We start from the raw sequence: 21,790 nt of genomic DNA, 5'->3' as shown, positions 1-21,790 counted from the left end.
GGCCGCTCTGCGCGGCCCGCCGTCGTCCTGATGTCCACTCCCGCTTCCCGCATCGCCACTGCTTCCCCACGCATTGCGCTGGGCGGCATCGGCCTGGCCGCGATCGGCGCCATCGCCGCGTCGGGCAAGGCGATCATCGTCAAGCTCGGCCTGCGCCACGGCGTCGATGCCACCACGCTGCTCGCCCTGCGCATGCTGATGGCGCTGCCCCTGTTCGCGTTGATGGCAGCGTGGGCCGCGCGCCGGGCCGAGCCGTTGTCCTGGGCCGACCGTGCCCGCGTGCTGTGGCTGGGCTTCACCGGCTACTACCTGTCCAGCCTGCTCGACTTCCAGGGACTGCAGTACATCAGCGTGACCCTGGAGCGGCTGATCCTGTACTTGAACCCGACCCTGGTACTGCTGATCAACGTGCTGCTGGCGCGCCAGCGGCCGGGCCGCTTGCAGATCGGTGCGCTGGTGCTGAGCTACCTCGGCGTGCTGCTGGCCTTCGGCCACGATCTGCAGCGCGAGGGTGGGCAGATCATCGTCGGCAGCCTGCTGGTGCTGGGCAGTGCCCTCAGCTATGCGCTGTACCTGTTCGGCAGTGGGCAGGTGGTCGCGCGCATCGGTGCGGTGCGGCTGACCGCCTATGCCAGCTGCGTGGCCAGCGTGCTGGTGCTGCTGCATTTCGCGGTGACCCATCCGCTGCCGCTGCTGTGGCAGGCACCGGCGCCGGTGCAGTGGCTGTCGTTGGTCAATGCCACCGTGTGCACGGTGCTGCCGGTGCTGGCGATCATGCTGGCGGTGCAGCGCGTGGGTTCGTCGCTGGCCGCGCAGGTCGGTATGCTGGGCCCTGTTTCCACCATCGTGATGAGCCTATGGCTGCTCGACGAACCGATGGGGCCGGCGCAGATCGCCGGCACCGTGCTGGTGCTGATCGGCGTTCTGCTGGTGACCCGCCTGCGGCGCTGACGCCGGAGCAGGCGCGTGCGCGCATCCTGGCGGTGATCCGCGCAATCCCGGCGGGGCAGGTGATGGGCTACGGCCAGGTGGCGATGCGCGCGGGCCTGCCCGGGCGTGCACGCCTGACCGCACGCATCCTGGGCCAGAACGACGACCCGGACCTGCCCTGGCACCGCGTGCTGCGCTCGGACGGGCGCATTGCCATGGAAGAAGGGTCGGCCGGCTGGCGCGAGCAGTCACAACGGTTGCGCGCCGAGGGTGTGCGGGTGGAGAACGGCCGGGTGCGGATGCCGGCGACCGATCCGGCGGCGGCGCTGGACGCAGCGGTGTGGGGCCCGGGCTGAGCACCGCTGGCGACTGAACAGGCCGGACCTGCGGGTCGCCAACAAGACACGATGCTGCGGCTATGATGGAGGCCGTTCCATGCCGGTGCTCCCATGTTCCCGCGACTGCCAACCGTCACCAAGGCCCTGCTGATCGCCAACGCGATCCTGTTCCTGCTGCAGCAGCCGTTCCTGCTCGGCATGCAGACCTTCGAGCCGTTCATGCTGCAACCGTTGCAGCAGGGCTTCGACGCGTTCTCGCCGGGTGGCAACTTCCAGCCTTGGCAGCTGCTGACCTACGGTTTCCTGCATGGCAGCTTCGGCCATCTGTTCTTCAACATGCTGGCGGTCTTCATGTTCGGCGCGCCGCTGGAGCAGACCTGGGGCGAGAAGCGCTTCCTGCTGTACTACCTGGTGTGCGTGGCCGGTGCCGGTGTCTGCCAGCTGCTGGTGGGTACGCTGCTGGAAAACCCTGCCACGGTGCTGGGCGCCTCCGGCGGCGTGTTCGGCCTGCTGCTGGCCTACGGCATGCTGTTCCCGAACCAGCGGGTGATGCTGCTGTTCCCGCCGATCCCGATGAAGGCGCGCACTTTCGTGATCCTGTTCGGTGTGGGCGAGCTGGTGCTGGGCATGACCGGCTGGCAGCCGGGCGTGGCCCACTTCGCGCACCTCGGCGGCATGCTGTTCGGCTGGTTGCTGATCCGCTACTGGCGCGGGCAGCCGCCGTTCAGGCGCCGCCCGCCCGGCCCACCGAAGCGCCCGAACCATCTGCGCAGCGTCAAATGATCCGAAGGATCATTTGACGCTGCAGGTGCCGACCGTTGGTGGGCACGCCTCTACAGATCCTGCAACACCACCTGCGCCGCGTTGTGCCCCGGTGCACCGGTGACGCCACCGCCGGGGTGTGTGCCCGAACCGCACAGGTACAGCCCGGGCAGGGCGCCACGATAGCCGGCCTGGCCGACCATCGGCCGTGCCGAGAACAGCTGGTTGGCGCTCAGTGCGCCGTGGAAGATGTCGCCGCCGACCAGGCCGAAGGTGCGTTCCAGATCCAGCGGCGACAGCACCTGCCGACCGAGCACGCTGGCGGTGAAGCCGGGCGCATGCCGTTCGACGGTGGCGATCATCAGGTCGGCCACGGTCTCCCGGTGATCGTCCCAATGCCGGCCTTCAGGCAACACCGGCGCCACATGCTGGCAGAACAGGCTGGCCACGTGCTGCCCGGGCGGCGCCAGCGAATCGTCCAGCGTGCTCGGAATCAGCATTTCCACGATCGGTTCGCGCGCCCAACCGTCGCGGCGCGCATCCAGCCAGGCGCGGTCCATGTAATCCAGGCTGGGTGCCATGATGATGCCGGCGCTGAGGTGATCGCCGGGCCCGGGCAGGGCGCGGAACTCCGGCAGCCGCGACAGCGCCACGTTCATCCGGAACGTGCCGGAACCGCAGCGCCAGTTCGCCATGCGTTCGCGTGTCGCGTTGGGTACCTGTGCCGGTTCCAGCAATTGTTCGTACAGCAGTTTCGGATTGACGTTGGCGACCACCGTGCGTGCGCGCAGGATCTCGCCGTTGGCCAGTTCGACGCCCACCGCGCGGCCCTGTTCGATTCGCACGCGCTGCACGCCGGCCTCCACGCGCAGTTCCGCTCCGGCCTCGCGTGCCGAGGCTGCAATCGCCTGGCTGATCGCGCCCATGCCGCCGATCGCATGGCCCCACGCACCCTTCACGCCATTGCACTGGCCGAATACGTGGTGCAGCAGTACGTAGGCACTGCCCGGTGTATAGGGGCTTGCGTAGTTGCCGACGATGCCATCGAAGCCGAACAGCGCCTTGATCGGTTCGCTTTCGAACCAGCGATCCAGATACTCGGCTGCCGACAGCGTGAACAGGTCCAGCAGCTCCTGCCGCAGCGAGGCATCCAGCGTGGCCAGTTCACGACCAAGACGACCCATCTGCCACAGCGCAGGCAACGCGCGCCAACCACCCGCAACGCCGGCATCCGGTGGCGCGCGCAGGGCCCACGCGCGCAGCACATCGGCGAAGATCTCCAGGCGCGCTTCGTATTCGGGAAGCCGCTGCGCATCCCGCTCGGAGAACTTCGCGACCTCTGCCTGGGTGCGGCCCGGTGCCGACAGCAGATAACGACCATCCTCCATCGGCAGGAAGTTGTTGACCGGGCGATTGATGATGCGCAGCCCATGCGCATGCAGTTGCAGGTCGTCGATCACCTTCGGCTGCAGCAGGGACACCGTGTACGACGCCACCGAGTTGCGGAAGCCGGGATGGAATTCCTCGGTGACTGCAGCACCGCCGAGAACGCCACGACGTTCCAGCACCAGCACCTTCTTTCCAGCGCGCGCCAGATAGGCCGCGCAGACCAGGCCGTTGTGGCCGCCACCAACGACGATCGCATCCCAGGACATCAACACCTCGCAAAAAGGGGACGGAGGGGATTAAGTCGCAATCTGCATCTGCACACGGGGCATGGGGAGAAACGACTTAATCCCCTCCGTCCCCTTTTTTGATTGCCGCTTCGATGGTGGCGATGTTGATCTTCTTCATCGGCATCATCGCGTTGAAGGCGCGCTTGGCCAATGCCTTGTCCTTGCTGGTCACGGCTTCGATCAACATGCGCGGGCTGATCTGCCAGGAGATGCCCCAGCGATCCTTGCACCAGCCGCATTGGCTTTCCTGTCCACCGTTGCCGACGATCGCATCCCACAGGCGGTCGGTCTCGGCCTGGTCCTCGGTCTGGATCTGGAAGGAAAACGCTTCACTGTGCTTGAACGCGGTGCCGCCGTTGAGGCCGACGCAGGGAATGCCGCAGACCGTGAACTCGACCGTCAGCACGTTGCCTTCCTTGCCATCCGGAAAGTCGCCGGGGGCGTGATGCACGGCGATCACCGCGCTGTCGGGCAGGATGCTGGCGTAGTGGCGGCCTCAAGCGCGCCGTTGTCGTACCAGAGACAGATCGTGTTCTTGTGTGCCATGTCGGGGCTCCGCGATGGACGAAGCCGCAGCGATAGCACGCGCGGTGTTAACCCGGGATCGTGCTGCACCCGCAAAAAAGGGCGCCCGAAGGCGCCCCCTGTACTACGGGTAGTGCGCGTGGCTCAGCGCCAGACCTTGATCTGGTCGGCTTCGCTGCGCTGCATCGGCTGGCCGGCCTTGCAGCTGAAGGTGGCACCGAATGCCGGCAGGTTGGCCAGCGTGCCGTTGCTGCGCCACAGGCCCGGCGCGCGGATGTCGGCGGTCAGGCGGCGCACGGCCTCGTTCGGCGACAGCTGCTGTGCCCACAACGCCGACCAGGCGCGGAAGAAGCCCTGCTGCTGTGCCGGCTTGGCCTTCGGCTCCTGCGCGGTATAGGCCGCCCAGGCCAGTTCCAGACCGGCGATGTCGGCCAGGTTCTCTTCCTGGGTGAGCGTGCCGTTGACCTTGGCACCCTTCACGCCCGGGAAATCGTAGGCGCTGTACTGCGCGGCCACGCGGTTGCCAAGCAGGGTCCAGGCGGTCTTGTCGGCCGGGGTCCACCAGCTGCGCAGTTCGCCCTTGGCGTCGACCAGTGCACCCTTGGCGTCGATCGCACGGGTCAGCTCATGGCCGACCAGGCCACCGAAGCTGCCGAACTTGTCGGCGGCGTCGGCCTTGGCATTGAACACCGGGCCCTGCAGGATCGCCGCGGTAACGATCAGGCGGTTCTGTGCCAGGTCGTAGGCCAGCGACGGCTGCTGCGGCAGCACGTCCCAGCGGCGGTCGGCGTTGCCCTTGCCGATGCGCTTCATTTCCTCGCGGTGGCGCCAGGTCGACGCGATCAGCATGTTGCCGCCGAACGAACCGCGGCCCATCGGCTGCACGCTGTAGTCGAGGTCGCGCAACGGGGTGCCGATCTCGATCTTCAGCGCAGCCAGCTTAGCCTGCGCTTCGGTCTTGGCTTCGGCGCTCATCCAGCTGTTGTTCTTGACCGCCTCGATCTGCACTTCGCGCAGCTTGTCGACGATCCACGCCGCCTGGCGACGGTCTTCGGCCGACAGGTAACGGGCCGCATATTCGCGGCCGACCATCGGGCCGGCGGCCACGTTGATCGCCTCCAGCACGTCTTCCCAGCGCTGCGGCGGCAGCGTTTCGCCACGCAGCACGCGGCCACGGAATTCAAACTCCGCGTCGCGGTAGGCCTTGGACAGGTACGGTGCCATCGAGTCGCCCACGCGCCAGCGCAGGTAGGCCTTCCACTGGTCCGGCTTGAGCTTGGTGACCATGCCATCGAGCTGCTTGAACAGGCCCGGGTCGGCCAGCGAGACCAGGTCGTCGTCCACGCCCTGTGCCTTCAGGAACGCGTCCAGCTGCAGGTTGCGGTAACGGCTGTTGAGCTCCTTGGTGGAGATCGGCGCGTAGTTGTTGAACGGGTTGTTGATGCCGGCCAGCGACTGCGCATTGCGCGCCAGCTCGGTCTCCAGCGCGATCACCGCCTGCGATTCGGCATCGAGCCTGGCCGCCGGGGTGCCGGTCAGCGCCAGGATCTGCTTGACGTAGTTGCGGTAGCGCGCCATCAGCGCCACGGTATCGGCGTCGGTGCGGGTATAGAACGCCGGGTCCGGCAGGCCCATGCCGCCCTGCATGAAGTAACCGATGTGGCGGTCCAGCGCCTTCAGGTCGACGTCCGGGCCGAAGTTGAAGGCCACCGGGATGCCCACCTGGTGCAGCGCGGCGATCGAGGCCGGCACATCCTTGGCCTTCTTGATGGCGTTGATGCGGGTCAGCAGCGGCGCGATCGGGTTGGAGCCGTCCGCTTCCACGGCGGCTTCGTCCAGGCCGCTGGCCCAGAAGTCGCCCAGCAGCTTCTGCACGTTGCCCTGCGGCGACTTCATCGCGGCGTCGAGCAGTTCACGCTGCTGCTGGCGGCTGCGCTCGACCAGCTGGCCGAGCGCGGTGGTGGCACCGGTCTGCGGCACCGGGTTGGCCTTCAGCCAGCCTGCGTTGGTGGCGTCGTAGAAGTCGCTGCACTGGGCGCTGACGGCCGGGGCGCGCGCGGCCTTCTTCTTGGCGGCGAACGCATCGTGGGTCGGGACCAGCGTCGCCAGGCTGATGCCCAGGGCGATGGCAAGCGGACGGAAATTGGGCATGTGGAACGAATCCGTGATGGATTGAGGGCGCGCGCACTATAGCAAGCTGTGCATGGGCGCGGCATGCACGCGTCACGGTGGCGCCGCTGGGCCGTGCGCCGACCAGGGTCGGCATCTACCAACGGCCTGAGCCATGCGTGGATGACGGGCGCTGTGAAAAACAAAGGCCCGGGATTCCCGGGCCTTTGCAGGTCTGCCGCAGCGTCAGCCGTGGCTTACCAGATCACCACCTGCTGCTCGCCGGTGCGGGCCATCGGCGAACCGGCCTTGCACTGGAACGCGGCAGCGAAGGTCGGCAGGTTCGACGGCGCACCCATGGCACGGAACTGCGCCGGGGCGTGCGGGTCGGTGGCCAGGCGGACCTTGGCGTTTTCCGGGGTGTACTTGGTGCGCCACACGGTGGCCCAGTTGAAGAAGAAGCGCTGGTCGCGGGTGAAGCCGTCGACCTTCGCATCTTCCTTGCCGGCGGTCGCCTTCTGCAGGGCGTCGTAGGCGGTGGCCAGGCCGCCCAGGTCGGCGATGTTCTCGCCCAGGGTCAGGTGGCCGTTCACTGCCTGGCCGTCGACCTTGTACTGGTCGAACTGCTTGACCAGCTTGCCGGTGAGGCCTTCGAAGTTCTTCTTGTCGGCCGGGGTCCACCAGTCTTCCATGTTGCCGGTCGGCCCGAAGCGTGCGCCCTGGTCGTCGTAACCGTGGGTCATCTCATGGCCGATCACCGCACCGATGCCGCCGTAGTTCAGCGCGTCGTCGGCCTTCGGATCGAAGAACGGCGGCTGCAGGATGGCGGCCGGGAACACGATCTCGTTCTGCAGCGGGTTGTAGTAGGCGTTGACGGTCTGCGGGGTCATGCCCCACTCGGTCTTGTCCACCGGCTTGCCGATCTTGGACAGGTTGAACTTGTAGTTGAACTCGTTGGCCGCGCGCACGTTGCCCAGGTAGCTGTCGCGCTGGGTCTGCAGGCCCGACCAGTCGCGCCACTTGTCCGGGTAACCGATCTTCGGGGTGAAGGTTTCCCACTTGGCGATGGCCTTGGCCTTGGTTTCCTCGCTCATCCAGCTCAGGCCCTGGATGCGGTCCTTCAGCGAGGCGGCCAGGTTCTTCACCAGTTCTTCCATCTTCGCCTTGGCTTCCGGCGAGAAGGCAACCTTCACGTACAGCTGGCCGAAGGCTTCACCGGCATCGTTTTCGATGGTGCCCAGCACACGCTTCCAGCGCGGCTTCTGCTCCTTCTGGCCGTTGAGGGTCTTGCCGTAGAACTCGTAGTTCTCCTGCACGAAGGCATCGGCCAGGTACGGCGAGGCGCTGTCCACGGTGTGGAAGCGCAGGTAGGCGCGCCACACCGACGGATCGGTGTCGGCCAGCGACTTGCTCACTTCCTCATGGAAGGCCGGCATGGCCAGCGAGAACTTCTCCGGCGCGGCCACGCCCTGCGACTTGAAGAACTCGGTCCAGCTGAAGTTCGGGGTCAGCTTGTCGGCGTCGGCCAGGGTGACCGGGTTGTAGTACAGCTCGACGTTGCGCGACAGCTCCACGCGCGACTTGGAGGCCTTGGCCAGGCGGGTTTCGAACTTGACCACGTCCTCGGCCTGCTTGGCTGCATCGGCCGCGGCCACGCCGGACAGCTCCAGCACCTTGGCGACATGCGCCTGATAGGCCTTCAGCTTGTCGGCGTTCTTGGCATCGGTGTAGTAGGTGGTATCCGGCAGGCCCAGGCCGCCCTGGCTGGCATAGGCCATGTTCACGCCGGAGTTCTTGAAGTCGGCTTCAGCGCCGAAGCCGAACAGGAGGTTGTCACCCTTGGCGGCGCTGGTGCGCAGGTAGTTGGCGATGGCCGCCTTGTCCTGCAGGCCGTCGATCGCAGCCAGGTCGGCCTTCAGCGGCTCGATGCCCTGGGCGTTGATCTTGGCTTCGTCCATGCCGGTGGCCCACAGGTCGCCGACGATCTTCTCGATGTGGTTCGGATTCTTGACCTGCGCAACCTGTTCGGCCAGCTGGTGCTGCACGGCCACCGAACGTTCGTCGAGGATGGTGAACGCGCCCCAGCTGGTGCGGTCGCCCGGGATTTCATTGGCGGCCAGCCACTTGCTGTTGACGTAGTCGCCGAAGGCGGTGCACGCGTCCTTGGTGGTGTCCAGGTCGCTCGGCTGGAAGGCGTTGTAGGCCGGCAGCTTGCTGTCGTCCAGCTTGTAGGTGGTGGCTTCGGCGGTGGCCGGGGCGGGGGTCGCGGCATCCTTGGCCGGGGTTTCGTTCTTGCCGCAGCCGGCCAGCACGGCCGACACGGCCAGGCTGAGCAGGACGATCTTGGGAGTGCGCGTCATCACTATTCTTGGCCTCCAGGCCGAGTGAGTCAGGGAGAAGCCGCAGGTACGGCCGTGGGCCGAACGATACGCCGCCGGCCTGGCCTGCAAGGGTGTCGAAGGTCATGTCCGGGCGCAAGGGCCAGAACGCGCAAGGGCGCCCCGTGGGCGCCCTTGCAGGAAGCGGTGCGGCTTACAGGCCGCCGCCGCCGCAGCCCTTGCCCAGGTAGTCGTCGATCAGCCTGAGCTGGTCACCCATGATCGCGCGGGTCCAGGCGGGACCATGCGCGTAGTCGGCGATGGCGTGGAACTCGACCGGCTGCCCCGAACCCCTGGCCTTGTTCACGAACCACTCCGACTGCTCGATCGGCACCGTGCGGTCGCGGTCACCGTGGTAGACCATCAATGGAATCTTCATTTCATCGGCCTTGTCGACCGGGTTGAGGCCGGCCACGGTCGGCGCCTGGGCCTGGCGGAAGAACGGGTTGGTATAGAAGCGCGACCAGATCTTCTTGATGTCCGAAACGCCGGCACCGGCGATGGCGCACTTGTACAGGCCATTGGGACGCACCGAAGCCGCGAACGCCGAGTAGCCGCCATAGGAGAAGCCGAACATGGCGATGTGGCCGGGCTGGGCGATGTTCTGGTCGATCATCCACTGCGCGCCATCGTCCTTGTCGTCCTGCATCTTCTGGCCCCATTCGGCATCACCGGCCATCCACAGCTTGCGGCCCCAGTCGGCCGAGCCGCGGAACTGCGGGCGCAGGACCGCCATGCAGCGTGATGCCATCAGCGGTACCCACATCGAGCCGTCGAAGTCCATGCCATCGCGTGCCCACGGGCCGCCGTGCGGATGCACCACGGCTTTCCACGGGCCGGCACCGCACAGCTCGGCGCTGGGCGTGGTCAGGAATGCCGGAATGTCCAGCCCGTCGCGTGCCTTGTAGTAGACCAGCCGGGTGGTGCCCAGCGCGGCTGGCTGGATCTGCGGATAGGTCTTGGCCAGCAGGGTCAGCTTGCCGTCGTGCAGCAGGTGATACTCGGGCGGGTTGGAAGGGCCGGAGGTAGCCACCAGCACATTGGAAAGATCGGCGGTGTAGTCGACGATGCGGTAGCTCAGGCCTGTATCGTAGTTGGCGGTGTAGCGCTGGCCGTTCGCGGTATCGACCATCGCCAGCGGCTCCTGGCGGATGCCAAGCGCCTGGCGCAGCCCCTGGTCCAGGGCCTTCATGCGCGGAGAGGTCCACTGGATGTCGTCGCCGCGCGGACCGGCGTAGCCGATTCCCATGATCTCGCCGAAGGGTACCGCACCGCTCCGGTGGCGGTTGATCAGCATCGAGCCGGCGTTGAACAGTTTGTGCTCGAACAGCACTTCCTTCTGCTTGCGGGCCGTGATGTCGTACTCGTAGACGATTGATTTGTCGCGGCCGACATTGCTGAGTACGAACGCGATGTTCGGATCATCGGCAAAGCCGATCACCTGGTTGACGTCGCGGTTCTTCACGTAGGAGCGGAAATGCTCCTCCCAGGCACCGTTGGCAGGCGAGCGGAACTCGGTGGCGACGTAGGCGCCGGTACCGTCGACGTCCTGCCGCAGGCGTGCCCGCAGTTCACTGTCCAGGTCGGTGATATAGCCCGCCACGCGCTCTTCGGTCTTCTGGATGCGCTGGGAGGTGAAGTTGCGCAGGTCGACCTTGTAGACGTCACCGGAACTGCTGCCCGAACCGTTGACCACCAGGATGTGGTCGGGATCGTTGGGCAGGGTGTCGAGCACCGTGGCGTTGGCCAGTGCCTGCTCGAGCTCTTCATTGCGACTGGAGGCGCGCGGCGGCGTGATCGGCTCCTTCCACTGCTTGCCTTCGATGTCGGTGATGAAGAACTTGCTGACGAAGGTCTTGGTCACCCGGTCGGCGCGCAGGTCGTAGGGTTGCCACAGCACGACGGCCAGCTGTCCGTTCTTGATGAACGACACGCTCTGGAACTTCATGCGGTTGGCGCCGATCACCGTGGGTGGCTTGTCCAGTGCATCGGTCCGCCAAACCACGATCACGCGCTCCTCGCCATCGGCGCGAAGGCCGGCGATGTGTTTTCCGTCTGGTGACAACGACAGGCTGGAGATGGCCGGGAAGGCGGCCATCTGTTCGATGGTGGGCGCCACAGGCTTGGCGTGCAGCAACGGTGAAAGGCTGGCCAGGGCCGCCAGCAGCAGGGCTCGCTTCATTGCAACCTCGGAATGCGTTGGCACCGGCCTGCGGAGAATCCGGTGCCTGAAATGGAACCGCCGCCCCGAAGGGCGGCGGTTGCAGGGAGCAGGATCAGAACGAACGCGTGATGTTCAGGAAGTAGCTGCGACCGAAGTAGTCGAAGCCGCTGTACAGCAGCGCGTTGCCGACGGTGCTGTAGACACCCTGGGAGATGGTCGGCGGCTTGCGGTCGGCGAAGTTGCGCACGCCACCGGTGACCGACCACTTGTCCGCTTCATACTTCACCGAGATGGCCTGCAGGAAGTAGTTCGGGGTGTACAGCTTGTACGCCGAGGTGGCCGGATCGAAGTCACCCGGGTTGCGCTCCTCGTAGTACGCGTAGCTGTCCATCTTGTCGATCCAGTCCAGGCCGTAACGCACCTGCCAGTTCTTCCACTTGTAGCTCAGGTCCAGCGAGGCGGTGTTTTCCGGACGCGACAGCATGCCGTTGTAGTCCACCAGCGGATCGTCGGAGAAGACCTTGCTGGCCTGTTCCAGGTAGTGGGTGAACTGCAGCGTGGTGCGCAGGGTGCCCGGGCCGATTTCGCGGACATAGCGGGTGGTGAAGTCCAGGCCACGGACCTTGTCGGTGGACAGGTTGATGAAGCCGTTGGTCACCACCAGTTGGTTGTTGACCGGGTTGCGGGCCACCAGGCGGCACAGACCCGAACCGGAGGAGAAGTCGGCACTGCCGCTGTCGTAGCAGCGCGACAGGATGTTCGCACCGCCCGCGCTGTCGACGCCGTTCTTCACTTCGATGTCGAAGTAGTCGGCGGCGAAGGACAGGTCACCGAAGCCGCTGCCGAATTCCGGCTGGATCACCACGCCCAGGGTCTTGGCCTTGGAGGTTTCGGCTTCCAGGCCGGCCTCGGCACCACCCTGGGTGACCACGGTCACGCCCTGGGTGGCCAGGTAGTCCGGTGCCAGGCCCAGCGATGCGCAGTTCTGGTAACGCGGCGAGCTCGGGTTGCGATCACCATACTCGTTGCAGGGGTCGGCACTGCTGCTCAGGAAGCCGGTGGTGCCGCCCAGGAACTGTTCGAACAGCGCCGGTGCGCGGTAGGAGGTGCCGTACGACGCACGGAACGACAGCCACTTCACCGGAGTCCACAGCGCGCCGATCTTGTAGGTCTCATCCGAGCCGTAGGACTTGTAGTCGGTGTAGCGGCCGGACAGGTTGACCGTCAGTTCCTCGGCAGCGGTGACGCCGGACAGCAGCGGCAGTTCCAGTTCGCCGTAGGCTTCGAACACCGAGTCCGAACCGCGGGTCGGAGTGGCGTTGGTCAGGTTGTACAGGTCGGCATTGATCGAGTACGGCGACGGGGTGTCGTCGATGCGTGCCTTGCGGTACTCGACGCCGAATGCACCACCGGCCGAACCGTACGGCATGTCGAACAGCGGGCCGTTGACGTTGAAGTTGACCGTCGTTTCCTTGTACAGCGTGTTGCCGGTGACCGGCACGAACACCCAGTCCTTCCAGTCCTGCGGCAGCTTGCCACCGATGGTGTTGGTGTTCAGCGCCGGCGCGGCGATGCAGCCGTTGGAACCGTCCCGGCAGACATAGCCACCGGCACCGTTGGAGACCACGTCCAGGCTCTGGCGCAGGCGGCTGGTCAGGAAGCTCTCGAAGGTGTAGTCGGCGTCGCTGCGCGAGTGCATGACGTTGAAGTCATAGTTCCACTCCGAGCTCAGGTGGCCACGCAGGCCGGCATTGAAGCGCAGGAAGTCGACGTTCTGCTTGTTGGTGTCGTTGCCGAAACCGATGAACGCACGCACGCCCAGGTTCTTGCCGCTGGTCTGGTCGGTCGGAGCACCGGCAACGCTGTCACGCAGGTTGGCCGGGATCAGCGGGCTGCCCACGGCATAGTCCAGGGTCAGCTGGCGATAGCCGGTCTGGGTCGACTTGCGCTTGTTGCCCAGGAACTCGTAGTACAGCTCGGCATCGCCCAGTGCGTTGAGGTCGAAGCCACCCTGCAGGTACAGGGTGTGGGTCTTGGTCGGCGAGATCAGCGACTGGTTGCGCATGGCCGGATCGAAGGTGTCGCGGGTGTTCAGGTCCACGCCTTCGTAGCCCACCAGGCCGGTGGTGATGGCCGCATTCGGGCGCCAGCGGTTGAAGCGGGTGCCGGCGCCGCCCGGGGCCGCAACACCGGTACGGGTGTTGGTGCCGATGGTGTTCAGCGTGGTGCCGCCGGCATCGAGCGACCAGCACTTCGGCTTGCCGGTCAGCGGGTCGATGAAGTCGCCGCTGCCCCAATAGTCGCCCGCGTCGATGTCGCGGTACATGTCGGTCGGGCAGCCACCGGCCCAGCTGCGGTCGGCCAGGGTCAGCTCGTTGCGGGTGTAGTACTCATAGGAGCCGGAGAAGTGCGAGCGCTCGCCGGTGGCACCGAACATGATGGAGTAACGGCGCTCTTCACCGCCGCCGCCATCGGTGGCGTTGTGCTGTGCTTCGAAGCTGACGCCATCGACCTTCTTCTTGGTGATGATGTTGATTACGCCGGCAACGGCGTCGGAGCCGTAGATCGAGGACGCACCGTCCTTCAGGATTTCGACGCGGTCGACGATCGAGTTCGGCAGCACGTTCAGGTCGGTCGAGCCCACCGAGCCGCGGGTACCGGCCGGCGACACGCGGCGGCCATTGAGCAGGATCAGGGTGCGGGTCGGGCCGAGGCCGCGCAGGCCCAGGGTGTTGGCGCCCGGGCCACCGTCGGTGACGTAGCCGCCATAGGCGTTGTTGATCTGCGCCGCACCGGCGGTGACCGCGGTGCTCTGCAGGGCCGCCGTGGTCGAATTGAAGCCGGCCAGGGTGGTTTCTTCACGGGTGACGACCTGCACCGGCGAGACCGAGTTGAACACGTCGCGGCTGATGCGCGAGCCGGTGACGGTCACCGTATCCAGATTGGTGGCCTTGGACTTGGATGCCTCTTCGGTGGTCTGCGTCGAGCTCGAGGCGTCCTGTGCGATCGCCGGGGCAGCCGCAGCGAGCAGCACGGCGGAGGCGAGGGCGAAGCTCAGCGGGTGCTTGCTGAGCGACTTGCGATTGATCATCTGAAATCCCCTTGAATCGAATGATTGCGTCGTACACCGGGACAGGTCCTTGTCGGCGTCTCCGTGTGCCCCTTGCCCGGGGTCGGCAGCGTGCTGCCACCCGGCGCTGGTACCGGCTTCACGTGCCGATGACCCGAGATTAACACGACATTAACCGAGCCTGTCAAACGTTCACGAGGGAGTCATGAAGCTGTGGGTGATGGGCGCGCCTTGCAGTGACAGGAGCGCCCATTTCTCCTTCATCTCATTGATATGTATTGATTTGTTTCGGTTCATGTCAAACGTGTCTGAACCGTGAACGGGATGTGGCCGTGCTGTGCGACGGACAAAAAAAGGCCCCGCCGAAGCGGGGCCTGGTCCAGACACGCAGTCCGGAATACGACGGGATCAGAAGTCGTACTTGACCTGGGCCGAGATCTGACGGCCGTAGACGCTGTAGAAGCCGTCGTTGAACGGGGTCGATTCGTTGCCCGGGTAGTTGTAGCGCTGGCCTTCCGGCAGCTTGTTGAACACGTTGTTGACCATCAGCGACAGGGTCAGATCGTCCTGCGCCTGGTAGTTCAGGCTCATGTTGTAGGTGGTGTACGAGCCCCACTTGCCGGCCTTGGCGCCGGAGGAGTGGACGTAGTCATAGCTGCGGCCGGTGTAGGCCAGGTAGTTCGGGGTGCTGCCGACGTAGTTGGCGTACAGGGTGGTGGTGAACTTGGAGATGGCCCAGCCCACCGACACATCGCCGCGCACCTTGGCGAAGTTGTCGTAGTACCACATGTTGTACGGATCGCTCAGCAGATCCAGCTTCTGTGCGCCCGGCAGCGGCACCACTTCACGCTTCAGCATGTTGGTGTAGTTGCCCGAGAACATCAGCGAACCGAAGCGGCCCAGGTCCTGCTGGTACTTGGCGCCGACGGTCACCGCTTCCAGGTTCTGGCTGGCCACGTTGAGCTTCGGGGTGTACACGCGGGCCAGGTTGCCACCGGCGTCGCGGGACACCCAGTCGGTCACGTTCTGGCAGCTGGCCGAGGTGTTGTTCGGCAGGCCGTTGCGGCACTGGTACTCGGCCAGCAGCAGCTGGTCGGTGCTCAGGGTCTTGACCTCGTTCTTGATCTTCCAGTTGTAGTAGTCGACCGACAGCGAGAAGTTGCTCACCGGGGCCCACACCACGCCCGCGCTCCACACGTCGGCGGTGATCGGCTTCAGGTCCGGGTTGCCGGACTTTTCGCTGTACACCGAGGTGGTCTTGTAGAACGAGCAGGCTTCGTCACGCAGCGCGTAGCCCATCTGGCTGCAGCGGTAGTAGTCGTTCTGGCCGGAGGCGAACGAGCCGCTCATGCCCTGGAAGGCATCGGACAGGGTCGGCGCACGGAATGCGGTGCCGTACTTGCCGCGCAGCAGCAGGCTCTCAACCGGGCGGTATTCCAGGCCGATGCTGTAGGTGGCCTTGTCAACGGTCTTGTCGGCGATCTTGAAGGCGTCGTAGCGGCCCGAGGCGCTGATGGTCAGCGACTCGAACACCGGCATGCGCAGTTCGCTGGTCACCGCGTAGTTGCTGCGGTGGCCGGCACCGGCCACGGCGGTGGCGCCCCAGGCGTTACCATCGACGAAGGCCTGGTCGGGCGAGTAATCCCAACCTTCGCTGCCACCTTCCAGCACCACGGCCAGGCCGGCGTCGCCGCCCGGCAGGGAGAACAGCGACCCGTTGGTCACCTGCACGCGACCCAGGTTCTGCCAGGTCTTGCTGCGGTGGGTGCCATAGCCGGTGAAGCTGGCGAACTGGTCCGGGGTGATCGGCGAGTAGAACGCAGCGTAGTCCGGGTTGTAGATGCCGAAGCCATCAGCGGTGGTACCCAGGCGCGGGCCCAGCACGGTGTCGCCGAAGAAGCCTTCGATCTTGTCCTTCCAGCGCGCGAAGCGGTTCTGGTCCAGGCGGTATTCGCCGCGGGTGAAGCTGGCGCTGTAGTCCCAGTCGCCGACCATGCCCTTGCCACCCAGGGTGACCTGGTAGGAACGGCTCTCATCGGAGTTCAGGATGTTGTTGTAGTGGCCCGGGCCGATTTCTTCCGGTGCGAAGGCGCGCTGCAGGTTCACGACCTTGCCCAGGCCCTGGTCGTAGAAACCGCCCATCACCGACTTGGTGCCCCACCACAGGGCGCTGGAGCCGGAGGTGAACTCGGTCTTCTCCTTGCTGTACAGCACATCGGCGAACAGCTGGAAGTTGTCGTTCACGTCGAAGGTCATCGACGAGTAGAACTGGCCGCTGTTCTTGCCGTTCTTCAGGGTCTTGTAGCCGGCGCTGTACACCGAGCCGCACGATTCGCCCGATGCACGCTTGCCGACGGTGGTGGTGCCGTCGTACAGGCCTGCGACGTTGGCGCAGCGGGTCGGGTCCATCATGTACAGCTTGTTGTCGGCGTTGCCGATGACGGCAAAGTCGTTCGACGGCAGCTGTGCGGTGTAACCGACCGGGTTGTTCTGCTTGGTGATGTCACGCTGGTAGCCCCAGATCGGGCTGCCGTTTTCGATCTGCACGTTGACCAGCGCGTGGAAGCGGTCGTCGAATGCATTGAAGCCCTTGGCGGCGCTGAAGCGGATGTTGCTGCCACCACCTTCGGTGTAGGTGCCGCCACGGATCGACATCGTGCCGCCGTCCATGCGTTCCTTCAGGATGATGTTGACCACGCCGGCGATCGCGTCCGAGCCGTACAGCGACGACTGGCCGCCCGGCAGGACCTCGATGCGCTCGACGATGTCGATCGGAATGCCGCTGATGTTGTTGAACGACTCGCTGCCGTTGTACAGCGCCGGATACGAGAGCATCGGGCGGCCGTTGATCAGGTACTTGGTGTAGCCCGGGTTCAGGCCGAACATGCCGGCGGCTTCGGCGCCCTGGGTGAACGCACCCGAGGTCTGTCCACCCTGCAGGCCGCCGGTGGTCAGCGACGACTGCTGCAGCACTTCAGCAACGCTGCTGAAGCCGCGGGTCTGGATGTCTTCGGCGGTGATGGACATCACCGGGGTCTGGGTTTCGACCTGGGTCTGCGGGATCAGCGAACCGGTGACGGTGATCTTGTCCAGGTTGGTCGCCTTGTCCTGGGCCATTGCCGGGGCGGCGGCCATCAGAGCGGACATCAGGGCGACGGCGAGCGTGTTGCGACGTGCGGTATTGCTGACGTGTTTCATGTAATTCCATTGGAGAGCAAAAACAAAAACGGCACTGCGCATGCGCCATCGCGCGGGCTGGAATATCCGGCTCCGCAGCTCAAAACAGTGCTCATCGAACGTAACATGAACTTAACAATCTGTGCACGAATCTGTCGCATTCCTGAATTTCAGTCAGCTTGCATCCAGCTTGTATGATGTCGGGTTATCCCCCTGACCCCGCCGGTGCCCGTTGTGAACAGTTCTCCCCGCCGTCCCCATGTCAGCCAGGTCCAGAAGGGACTTACGCCGCATGCCCGCATCCGCAACGTGATCGCGGTCGGTTCGGGCAAGGGCGGCGTCGGCAAGTCCACCACCTCGGTGAACCTGGCCGTGGCGCTGCAGCAGCTCGGTGCGCGCGTGGGCGTGCTCGATGCGGACATCTACGGGCCGAGCGTGCCGGCCATGCTGGGCCTGTCCGGTCGCCCGGAAAGCCCGGACAACAAGAGCATCGAGCCGTTGCGTGCCTTTGGCGTGGACACCATGTCGATCGGCTACCTGATCGAAGAGGACACGCCGATGATCTGGCGGGGCCCGATGGCCACCTCGGCGATGACCCAGCTGTTCAACGACACCCTGTGGGACGACCTGGATTTCCTGCTGATCGACCTGCCGCCGGGCACCGGTGACATCCAGCTGACCCTGACCCAGAAGATTCCGCTGGCCGGTGCGGTGATCGTCACCACGCCGCAGGACATCGCCACGCTGGACGCGAAGAAAGCGCTGAAGATGTTCGAGAAGGTCGAGGTGCCGGTGCTGGGCATCGTCGAGAACATGGCGGTGCACACCTGCAGCAGTTGCGGGCACATCGAGCACCTGTTCGGCGAGGGCGGCGGCGAGCGCATGGCCGCGCAGTACGGCGTGCCGCTGCTGGGCTCTCTGCCCCTGCAGATCGGCATCCGTGAACAGGGCGATGCAGGCACCCCGATCACCGTCGCCCAGCCGGATTCGGCGCCGGCCCAGGCCTACCGCCATGCCGCACAGCGCCTGATCGAGGAAGTGGGCAGGCGCCCGCGGGCTTCGATCCCGATCCTGTCGTCGCTGCTGTAAGGGCCGGGGCAGGGGCCGCCGGCCGAGGCCGGGCCCCTGCTAGAATCCTCGCGCCCCCTCGTACCCCCAGGACAAAGCATGAGCATCAAGAGTGACCGTTGGATCCGCCGCATGTCCGAGCAGCACGGCATGATCGAGCCGTTCGAGGCCGGGCAGGTGAAGCAGGCCAACGGCCAGCGCATCGTCAGCTATGGCACGTCCAGCTATGGCTACGACGTGCGCTGCTCGCGCGAGTTCAAGGTGTTCACCAACATCAACTCGACGATCGTCGATCCCAAGCACTTCGACTCGGGCAGCTTCGTCGACATCACCGCCGACGAATGCATCATCCCGCCGAACAGCTTCGCGCTGGCGCGTACCGTCGAGTACTTCCGCATCCCGCGCGATACCCTGGTGGTGTGCCTGGGCAAGAGCACCTACGCGCGCTGCGGCATCATCGTCAACGTGACGCCGCTGGAGCCGGAATGGGAAGGCCACGTCACCCTGGAATTCAGCAACACCACGCCGCTGCCGGCGCGCATCTACGCCAACGAAGGCGTGGCACAGATGCTGTTCTTCCAGGCGGCCGCCGATGACGTCTGCGAGACGTCCTACCGCGACCGTGGCGGCAAGTACCAGGGCCAGACCGGCGTGACCCTGCCGCGGACCTGACGATTGCAGGCGATTTGTAGAGCCGAGCCATGCTCGGTTGCCCTGCATTGAAGCCGAGCATGGCTCGGCTCTACATGAGGGAAGGCGGCGCAATGCGCCGCCTTCCTTATTTGCCGCGACCGAACAGCATCGCGATGCCGACACCAACCAGGGCCACCGGCCACCAGGTCAACAGCAGCTTGGACAGGTTCAGGTGCGTCCAGCCGAGATTGCTGGCGAGCATGAACAGGCCGATCAGGATCAGCAGGACGGCGGCAACGAGGTTGAATCGCATCGGGTCGGCGAAGGCTCAGGACTGGGCCGGATATCCTAGCCGTTCCTTCCAGTAGGCGACATGCTGGTCCAGCGCCGCCGGCTCGTAGCGGTGCGCCGGGCCACTGCCCCAGACCGGGCCCGGCCAGGCCGGATCACCGTCATGGCGGCCGATGACATGGAAGTGCAGCTGGCGCACGATGTTGCCCAGCGCCCCGATGTTGATCTTCTCCACCCCGTCGGCACCCTTCAGGGCCTTGCAGGCGCGGTTGAGCTCGGTGCGCAGCTTGTCCTGCTGCTCGCCGTCCAGCTCGATCCACTCGGTCACCCCGGCCAGGCGCGGTACCAGCACCAGCCAGGGGAATCGTTCGTCGTTCATCAGCCGCACTTGCGACAACGGTCCTTCCGCCACCAGCACGCTATCGGTGGCCAGGCGTGAATCGAGTTCGAATTCGCTCATCCAAGATGCTCCGAGAAGAAGTCCAGGGTGCGTTGCAGCGCCAGGGCGGCGCTGTCTGGATCATACGCATGTCCGACCTCCCGGTTGAAGGCGTGATCGGCCGGATAGACGTAGGTGGCCATCTGCGGCAGCTTCTCGCGGTGGGCCTGGACCGCTTCCGGCGGGATGCTGCGGTCCTGGGCGCCGAAGTGGAAGATCACCGGGGCCTTGGGCGCCTCGTCGAGGAACTGCACGTTGCGCGCACCGTAGTAGCTGACCGACGGCAGCCCCAGGCGCAGTGCGGACAGCATCGCCACCGTGCCGCCCCAGCAGTAGCCGACGGTGCCGACCTTGCCGTAGGGCGCCAGCCGGGTGGCCGCCGCGCGCACGACCTCCAGCGCCCGTTCCATGCCCAGCGCGCCGACCCGTTCCAGGCCCTGCTTCACGCCCTCGGCGTCGTAGGGCAGCGCATCCGGGTCGGCGTCGGGGCCGTCGACCAGGTCGAAGAACGAGGGCGCCAGCACCGCATAGCCTTCGGCTGCGAAGCGCTCGGCCACGCTGCGGATGTGCGGGTTGGCGCCGAAGATTTCCTGCACCACCACCAGGCCGCCGCGCGCGGTGCCGTCCGGCAGGGCCTGCCAGGCCCGTACCGGGCCGTGATGCGTATCCAGGGTGATCCACTCGGCCATCGTCATCTTCCTCGTTGCTGGGAACAGAGCTGCATTGTCGGCGCTGCGCCGGTTAGCGCGGCGTCAGCGGCTGTGCCGGATCGGGCGGCTGCGGGTTTGCGGCAGTGCGTTCCCAAGGCGGTGCAGAGGGCTGTTTCTGCATTGACCGGTGCACACCCACAGCCTAAGCTTTCAGCCACGATGACATACAAGCCTCCGGCGCGAGCCGGGGGCTTTTTTGTTGTCCGCGTGTTGCGGATCGCAACGCGCAACCGGTGGCTGTGACGGGCCAGCCACGATGACCCACTGCAGGCAGCCCCGAGCCTGATCACCCCGAACCCCAGCCGCCGCAAGGCGGCTTTTTCATTTCCAGGAGATTCAACACCATGTCCATCAATCAAGCCATTTCCGCCCAGGACTCCGCGCTGTACGTGAAGGCCGGTACCGCCCCGACCGCGCCGAACAATCCGGCCGGCTATACCGAAATCGACGGCCTGACCGCCTTCCCGTTCGGCCGCGGCCAGGCCAACACCCTTGATGCCACCAACCTGCGTTCCAAGCAGATGGAGAACATCGCGGGTCTGTCCGGCGGCCAGGCCGTGCAGGTGTCCGGCCACCGCTGGCCGGTCGGCAGCTCGGCAGGCCAGGAGATCCTGCGCGACGCCGATCCGGATGCCGACCTGCACTTCCTGATGGTGCTGCCCACCGGCGATGCCGCTACCTTCGTCGCCAAGGTCGCCGCCTTCAACGTGGCCCCGGGCACCAACCAGGTGCTGACGTTCACTGCGGACCTGCTGCCGCGTGAGTTCGCGCTGGTAACCGTGGCCGCTGGCGGCACCCCGTGATGCTGCTGGGCAAGCAGCAGATCCTGGACGCGCAGGATCGCCGGCACGAGGACGTCGCCGTACCCGAATGGGGCGGCAGCGTGCGCGTGGCGATGATGTCGGCGCGTGACCGTGATCGCTGGGAGCAGGAGACCTATGGCGGTGACACGCCCAAGGTGGATGACTTCCGCGCGCGATTCGTCGGCCTGTGCCTGGTCGATGAAATGGGCGAGCGCCTGTTCTCCGACCACGAGGTGGCCCAGCTGGGCACGAAATCGGCCGCGGCGCTGGATCGCGTGTTCCGTGTCGCGCAGACGCTCAATGCGCTCGGCGATGCGGCCGTGGGAGAGCTGGAAAAAAACTGATCCGCCGGCCTGAGCGCCGGCTTCAGTTCCGGATCGCGTGGAGGCTGGGCCTCCCGCATCCGGACCACCTGCTGGCGGGAGTGACCTCCCGCCAGCTCTCGGAGATGTATGCGTTCGCACGCCTGGAGCCGTTGGACCAGCCCCTGCAGGGGATGCTCGCCCAGCTGACCAGTGTGCTGGCGCAGGTGCACGGCAATACGACCACTGCCGACGACTTCCTGCTGGTGCGACCGCGTGCGTCGCCGGAGAGGGCGGCAAAGGAGCGCTCGCAGCAGCTGCTGGAACTGTTCGGCAGCGCATCGCGGCGCAACGCTGCGGCGTGATTCCGGGCGGGGCAGGGCATTGCTTCTCCGATGGGTGGCATGCAATCGAA

17 protein-coding genes and 1 pseudogene are annotated in these 21,790 nt (G+C 65.8%); 8 read left to right on the top strand and 10 right to left on the bottom strand.

The annotated features are described in order from the left end of the window. Positions 1-30 precede the first annotated feature (30 nt). The 3 genes from AC5P7F_RS02465 to AC5P7F_RS02455 all read left to right on the top strand — a co-directional run bounded on the left by AC5P7F_RS02465 (position 31) and on the right by AC5P7F_RS02455 (position 2,051). The gene (locus tag AC5P7F_RS02465) at positions 31-951 is read left to right on the top strand and encodes an EamA family transporter (protein ID WP_164077432.1); all 921 of its coding nucleotides are present in this window, start codon (positions 31-33) and stop codon (positions 949-951) included. Further along, positions 858-1,286: an MGMT family protein gene (locus AC5P7F_RS02460; RefSeq protein WP_401730001.1), complete on the top strand. Its 429-nt coding sequence runs from the start codon at positions 858-860 to the stop codon at positions 1,284-1,286. The genes AC5P7F_RS02465 and AC5P7F_RS02460 overlap by 94 nt, the downstream gene beginning before the upstream one ends. Before the next feature lie 93 nt (positions 1,287-1,379). After that, positions 1,380-2,051 carry a rhomboid family intramembrane serine protease gene (locus AC5P7F_RS02455; protein ID WP_126411223.1) on the top strand — a complete coding sequence of 224 codons (672 nt, stop codon included), beginning with the start codon at positions 1,380-1,382 and terminating at the stop codon, positions 2,049-2,051. 50 nt (positions 2,052-2,101) lie between these two features. Here the strand turns inward: AC5P7F_RS02455 and AC5P7F_RS02450 are convergent, their stop codons facing one another. The 7 genes and pseudogenes from AC5P7F_RS02450 to AC5P7F_RS02420 all read right to left on the bottom strand — a co-directional run bounded on the left by AC5P7F_RS02450 (position 2,102) and on the right by AC5P7F_RS02420 (position 17,150). Continuing rightward, complete coding sequence (locus AC5P7F_RS02450) at positions 2,102-3,685, bottom strand: phytoene desaturase family protein (RefSeq protein ID WP_014647918.1); 1,584 nt, start codon at positions 3,683-3,685, stop codon at positions 2,102-2,104. Between the two features lie 76 nt (positions 3,686-3,761). Then, positions 3,762-4,252, bottom strand: a pseudogene (locus tag AC5P7F_RS02445) (VOC family protein). Between the two features lie 123 nt (positions 4,253-4,375). After that, positions 4,376-6,382: a M13-type metalloendopeptidase gene (locus AC5P7F_RS02440; RefSeq protein WP_164077431.1), complete on the bottom strand. Its 2,007-nt coding sequence runs from the start codon at positions 6,380-6,382 to the stop codon at positions 4,376-4,378. Positions 6,383-6,597: 215 nt separating this feature from the next. Further along, positions 6,598-8,700, bottom strand: coding sequence for a M13 family metallopeptidase (locus AC5P7F_RS02435; protein ID WP_032957470.1), 2,103 nt, complete (start codon positions 8,698-8,700; stop codon positions 6,598-6,600). 172 nt (positions 8,701-8,872) lie between these two features. After that, complete coding sequence (locus tag AC5P7F_RS02430; protein WP_164077430.1) at positions 8,873-10,900, bottom strand: prolyl oligopeptidase family serine peptidase; 2,028 nt, start codon at positions 10,898-10,900, stop codon at positions 8,873-8,875. Between the two features lie 94 nt (positions 10,901-10,994). Next, positions 10,995-13,973 (bottom strand): TonB-dependent receptor plug domain-containing protein, encoded by a 2,979-nt coding sequence (locus tag AC5P7F_RS02425; RefSeq protein ID WP_164077429.1) that lies wholly within the window; start codon positions 13,971-13,973, stop codon positions 10,995-10,997. Between the two features lie 387 nt (positions 13,974-14,360). Beyond that, on the bottom strand, positions 14,361-17,150 hold the full coding sequence (locus AC5P7F_RS02420) for a TonB-dependent receptor plug domain-containing protein (RefSeq protein ID WP_014647912.1): 2,790 nt from the start codon (positions 17,148-17,150) through the stop codon (positions 14,361-14,363). A 213-nt stretch (positions 17,151-17,363) separates the two neighbouring features. On the opposite strand from AC5P7F_RS02420, the gene apbC reads away from it, so the two are divergent. Next, positions 17,364-18,218, top strand: coding sequence for an iron-sulfur cluster carrier protein ApbC (apbC, locus tag AC5P7F_RS02415; RefSeq protein WP_014647911.1), 855 nt, complete (start codon positions 17,364-17,366; stop codon positions 18,216-18,218). A 78-nt stretch (positions 18,219-18,296) separates the two neighbouring features. After that, positions 18,297-18,869 (top strand): dCTP deaminase, encoded by a 573-nt coding sequence (dcd, locus tag AC5P7F_RS02410; RefSeq protein ID WP_014037995.1) that lies wholly within the window; start codon positions 18,297-18,299, stop codon positions 18,867-18,869. Between the two features lie 106 nt (positions 18,870-18,975). Here dcd and AC5P7F_RS02405 read toward each other — a convergent pair whose 3' ends face one another. Genes AC5P7F_RS02405 through AC5P7F_RS02395 form a run of 3 tightly spaced genes read right to left on the bottom strand, consistent with a single transcriptional unit; the run spans position 18,976 to position 20,249 of the window. Next, positions 18,976-19,143: a LiaI-LiaF-like domain-containing protein gene (locus AC5P7F_RS02405; protein WP_005418011.1), complete on the bottom strand. Its 168-nt coding sequence runs from the start codon at positions 19,141-19,143 to the stop codon at positions 18,976-18,978. A 15-nt stretch (positions 19,144-19,158) separates the two neighbouring features. After that, positions 19,159-19,581, bottom strand: a complete 423-nt coding sequence (locus tag AC5P7F_RS02400) for an HIT domain-containing protein (protein WP_014647910.1) — start codon at positions 19,579-19,581, stop codon at positions 19,159-19,161. Continuing rightward, positions 19,578-20,249: a dienelactone hydrolase family protein gene (locus AC5P7F_RS02395; protein ID WP_032957503.1), complete on the bottom strand. Its 672-nt coding sequence runs from the start codon at positions 20,247-20,249 to the stop codon at positions 19,578-19,580. Before AC5P7F_RS02395 ends, AC5P7F_RS02400 begins: the two co-directional genes overlap by 4 nt. Before the next feature lie 365 nt (positions 20,250-20,614). On the opposite strand from AC5P7F_RS02395, the gene AC5P7F_RS02390 reads away from it, so the two are divergent. The 3 genes from AC5P7F_RS02390 (at position 20,615) to AC5P7F_RS02380 (ending at position 21,740) form a co-directional block, all read left to right on the top strand. Further along, a complete protein-coding gene (locus AC5P7F_RS02390) occupies positions 20,615-21,073 on the top strand; it encodes a hypothetical protein (protein ID WP_014037992.1) in 459 nt (152 codons plus the stop codon). Continuing rightward, the gene (locus tag AC5P7F_RS02385) at positions 21,073-21,417 is read left to right on the top strand and encodes a hypothetical protein (protein WP_014647908.1); all 345 of its coding nucleotides are present in this window, start codon (positions 21,073-21,075) and stop codon (positions 21,415-21,417) included. The genes AC5P7F_RS02390 and AC5P7F_RS02385 overlap by 1 nt, the downstream gene beginning before the upstream one ends. An 80-nt stretch (positions 21,418-21,497) precedes the next feature. Beyond that, positions 21,498-21,740, top strand: coding sequence for a phage tail assembly protein T (locus AC5P7F_RS02380; protein WP_227864145.1), 243 nt, complete (start codon positions 21,498-21,500; stop codon positions 21,738-21,740). Positions 21,741-21,790: the final 50 nt, after the last annotated feature.

The organism is Stenotrophomonas sp. YJH_SMC_105-26 (assembly GCF_059368915.1).
The sequence above is the reverse complement of the archived record's forward strand: the minus strand, read 5'-3'. Positions and strand labels throughout refer to the sequence as shown.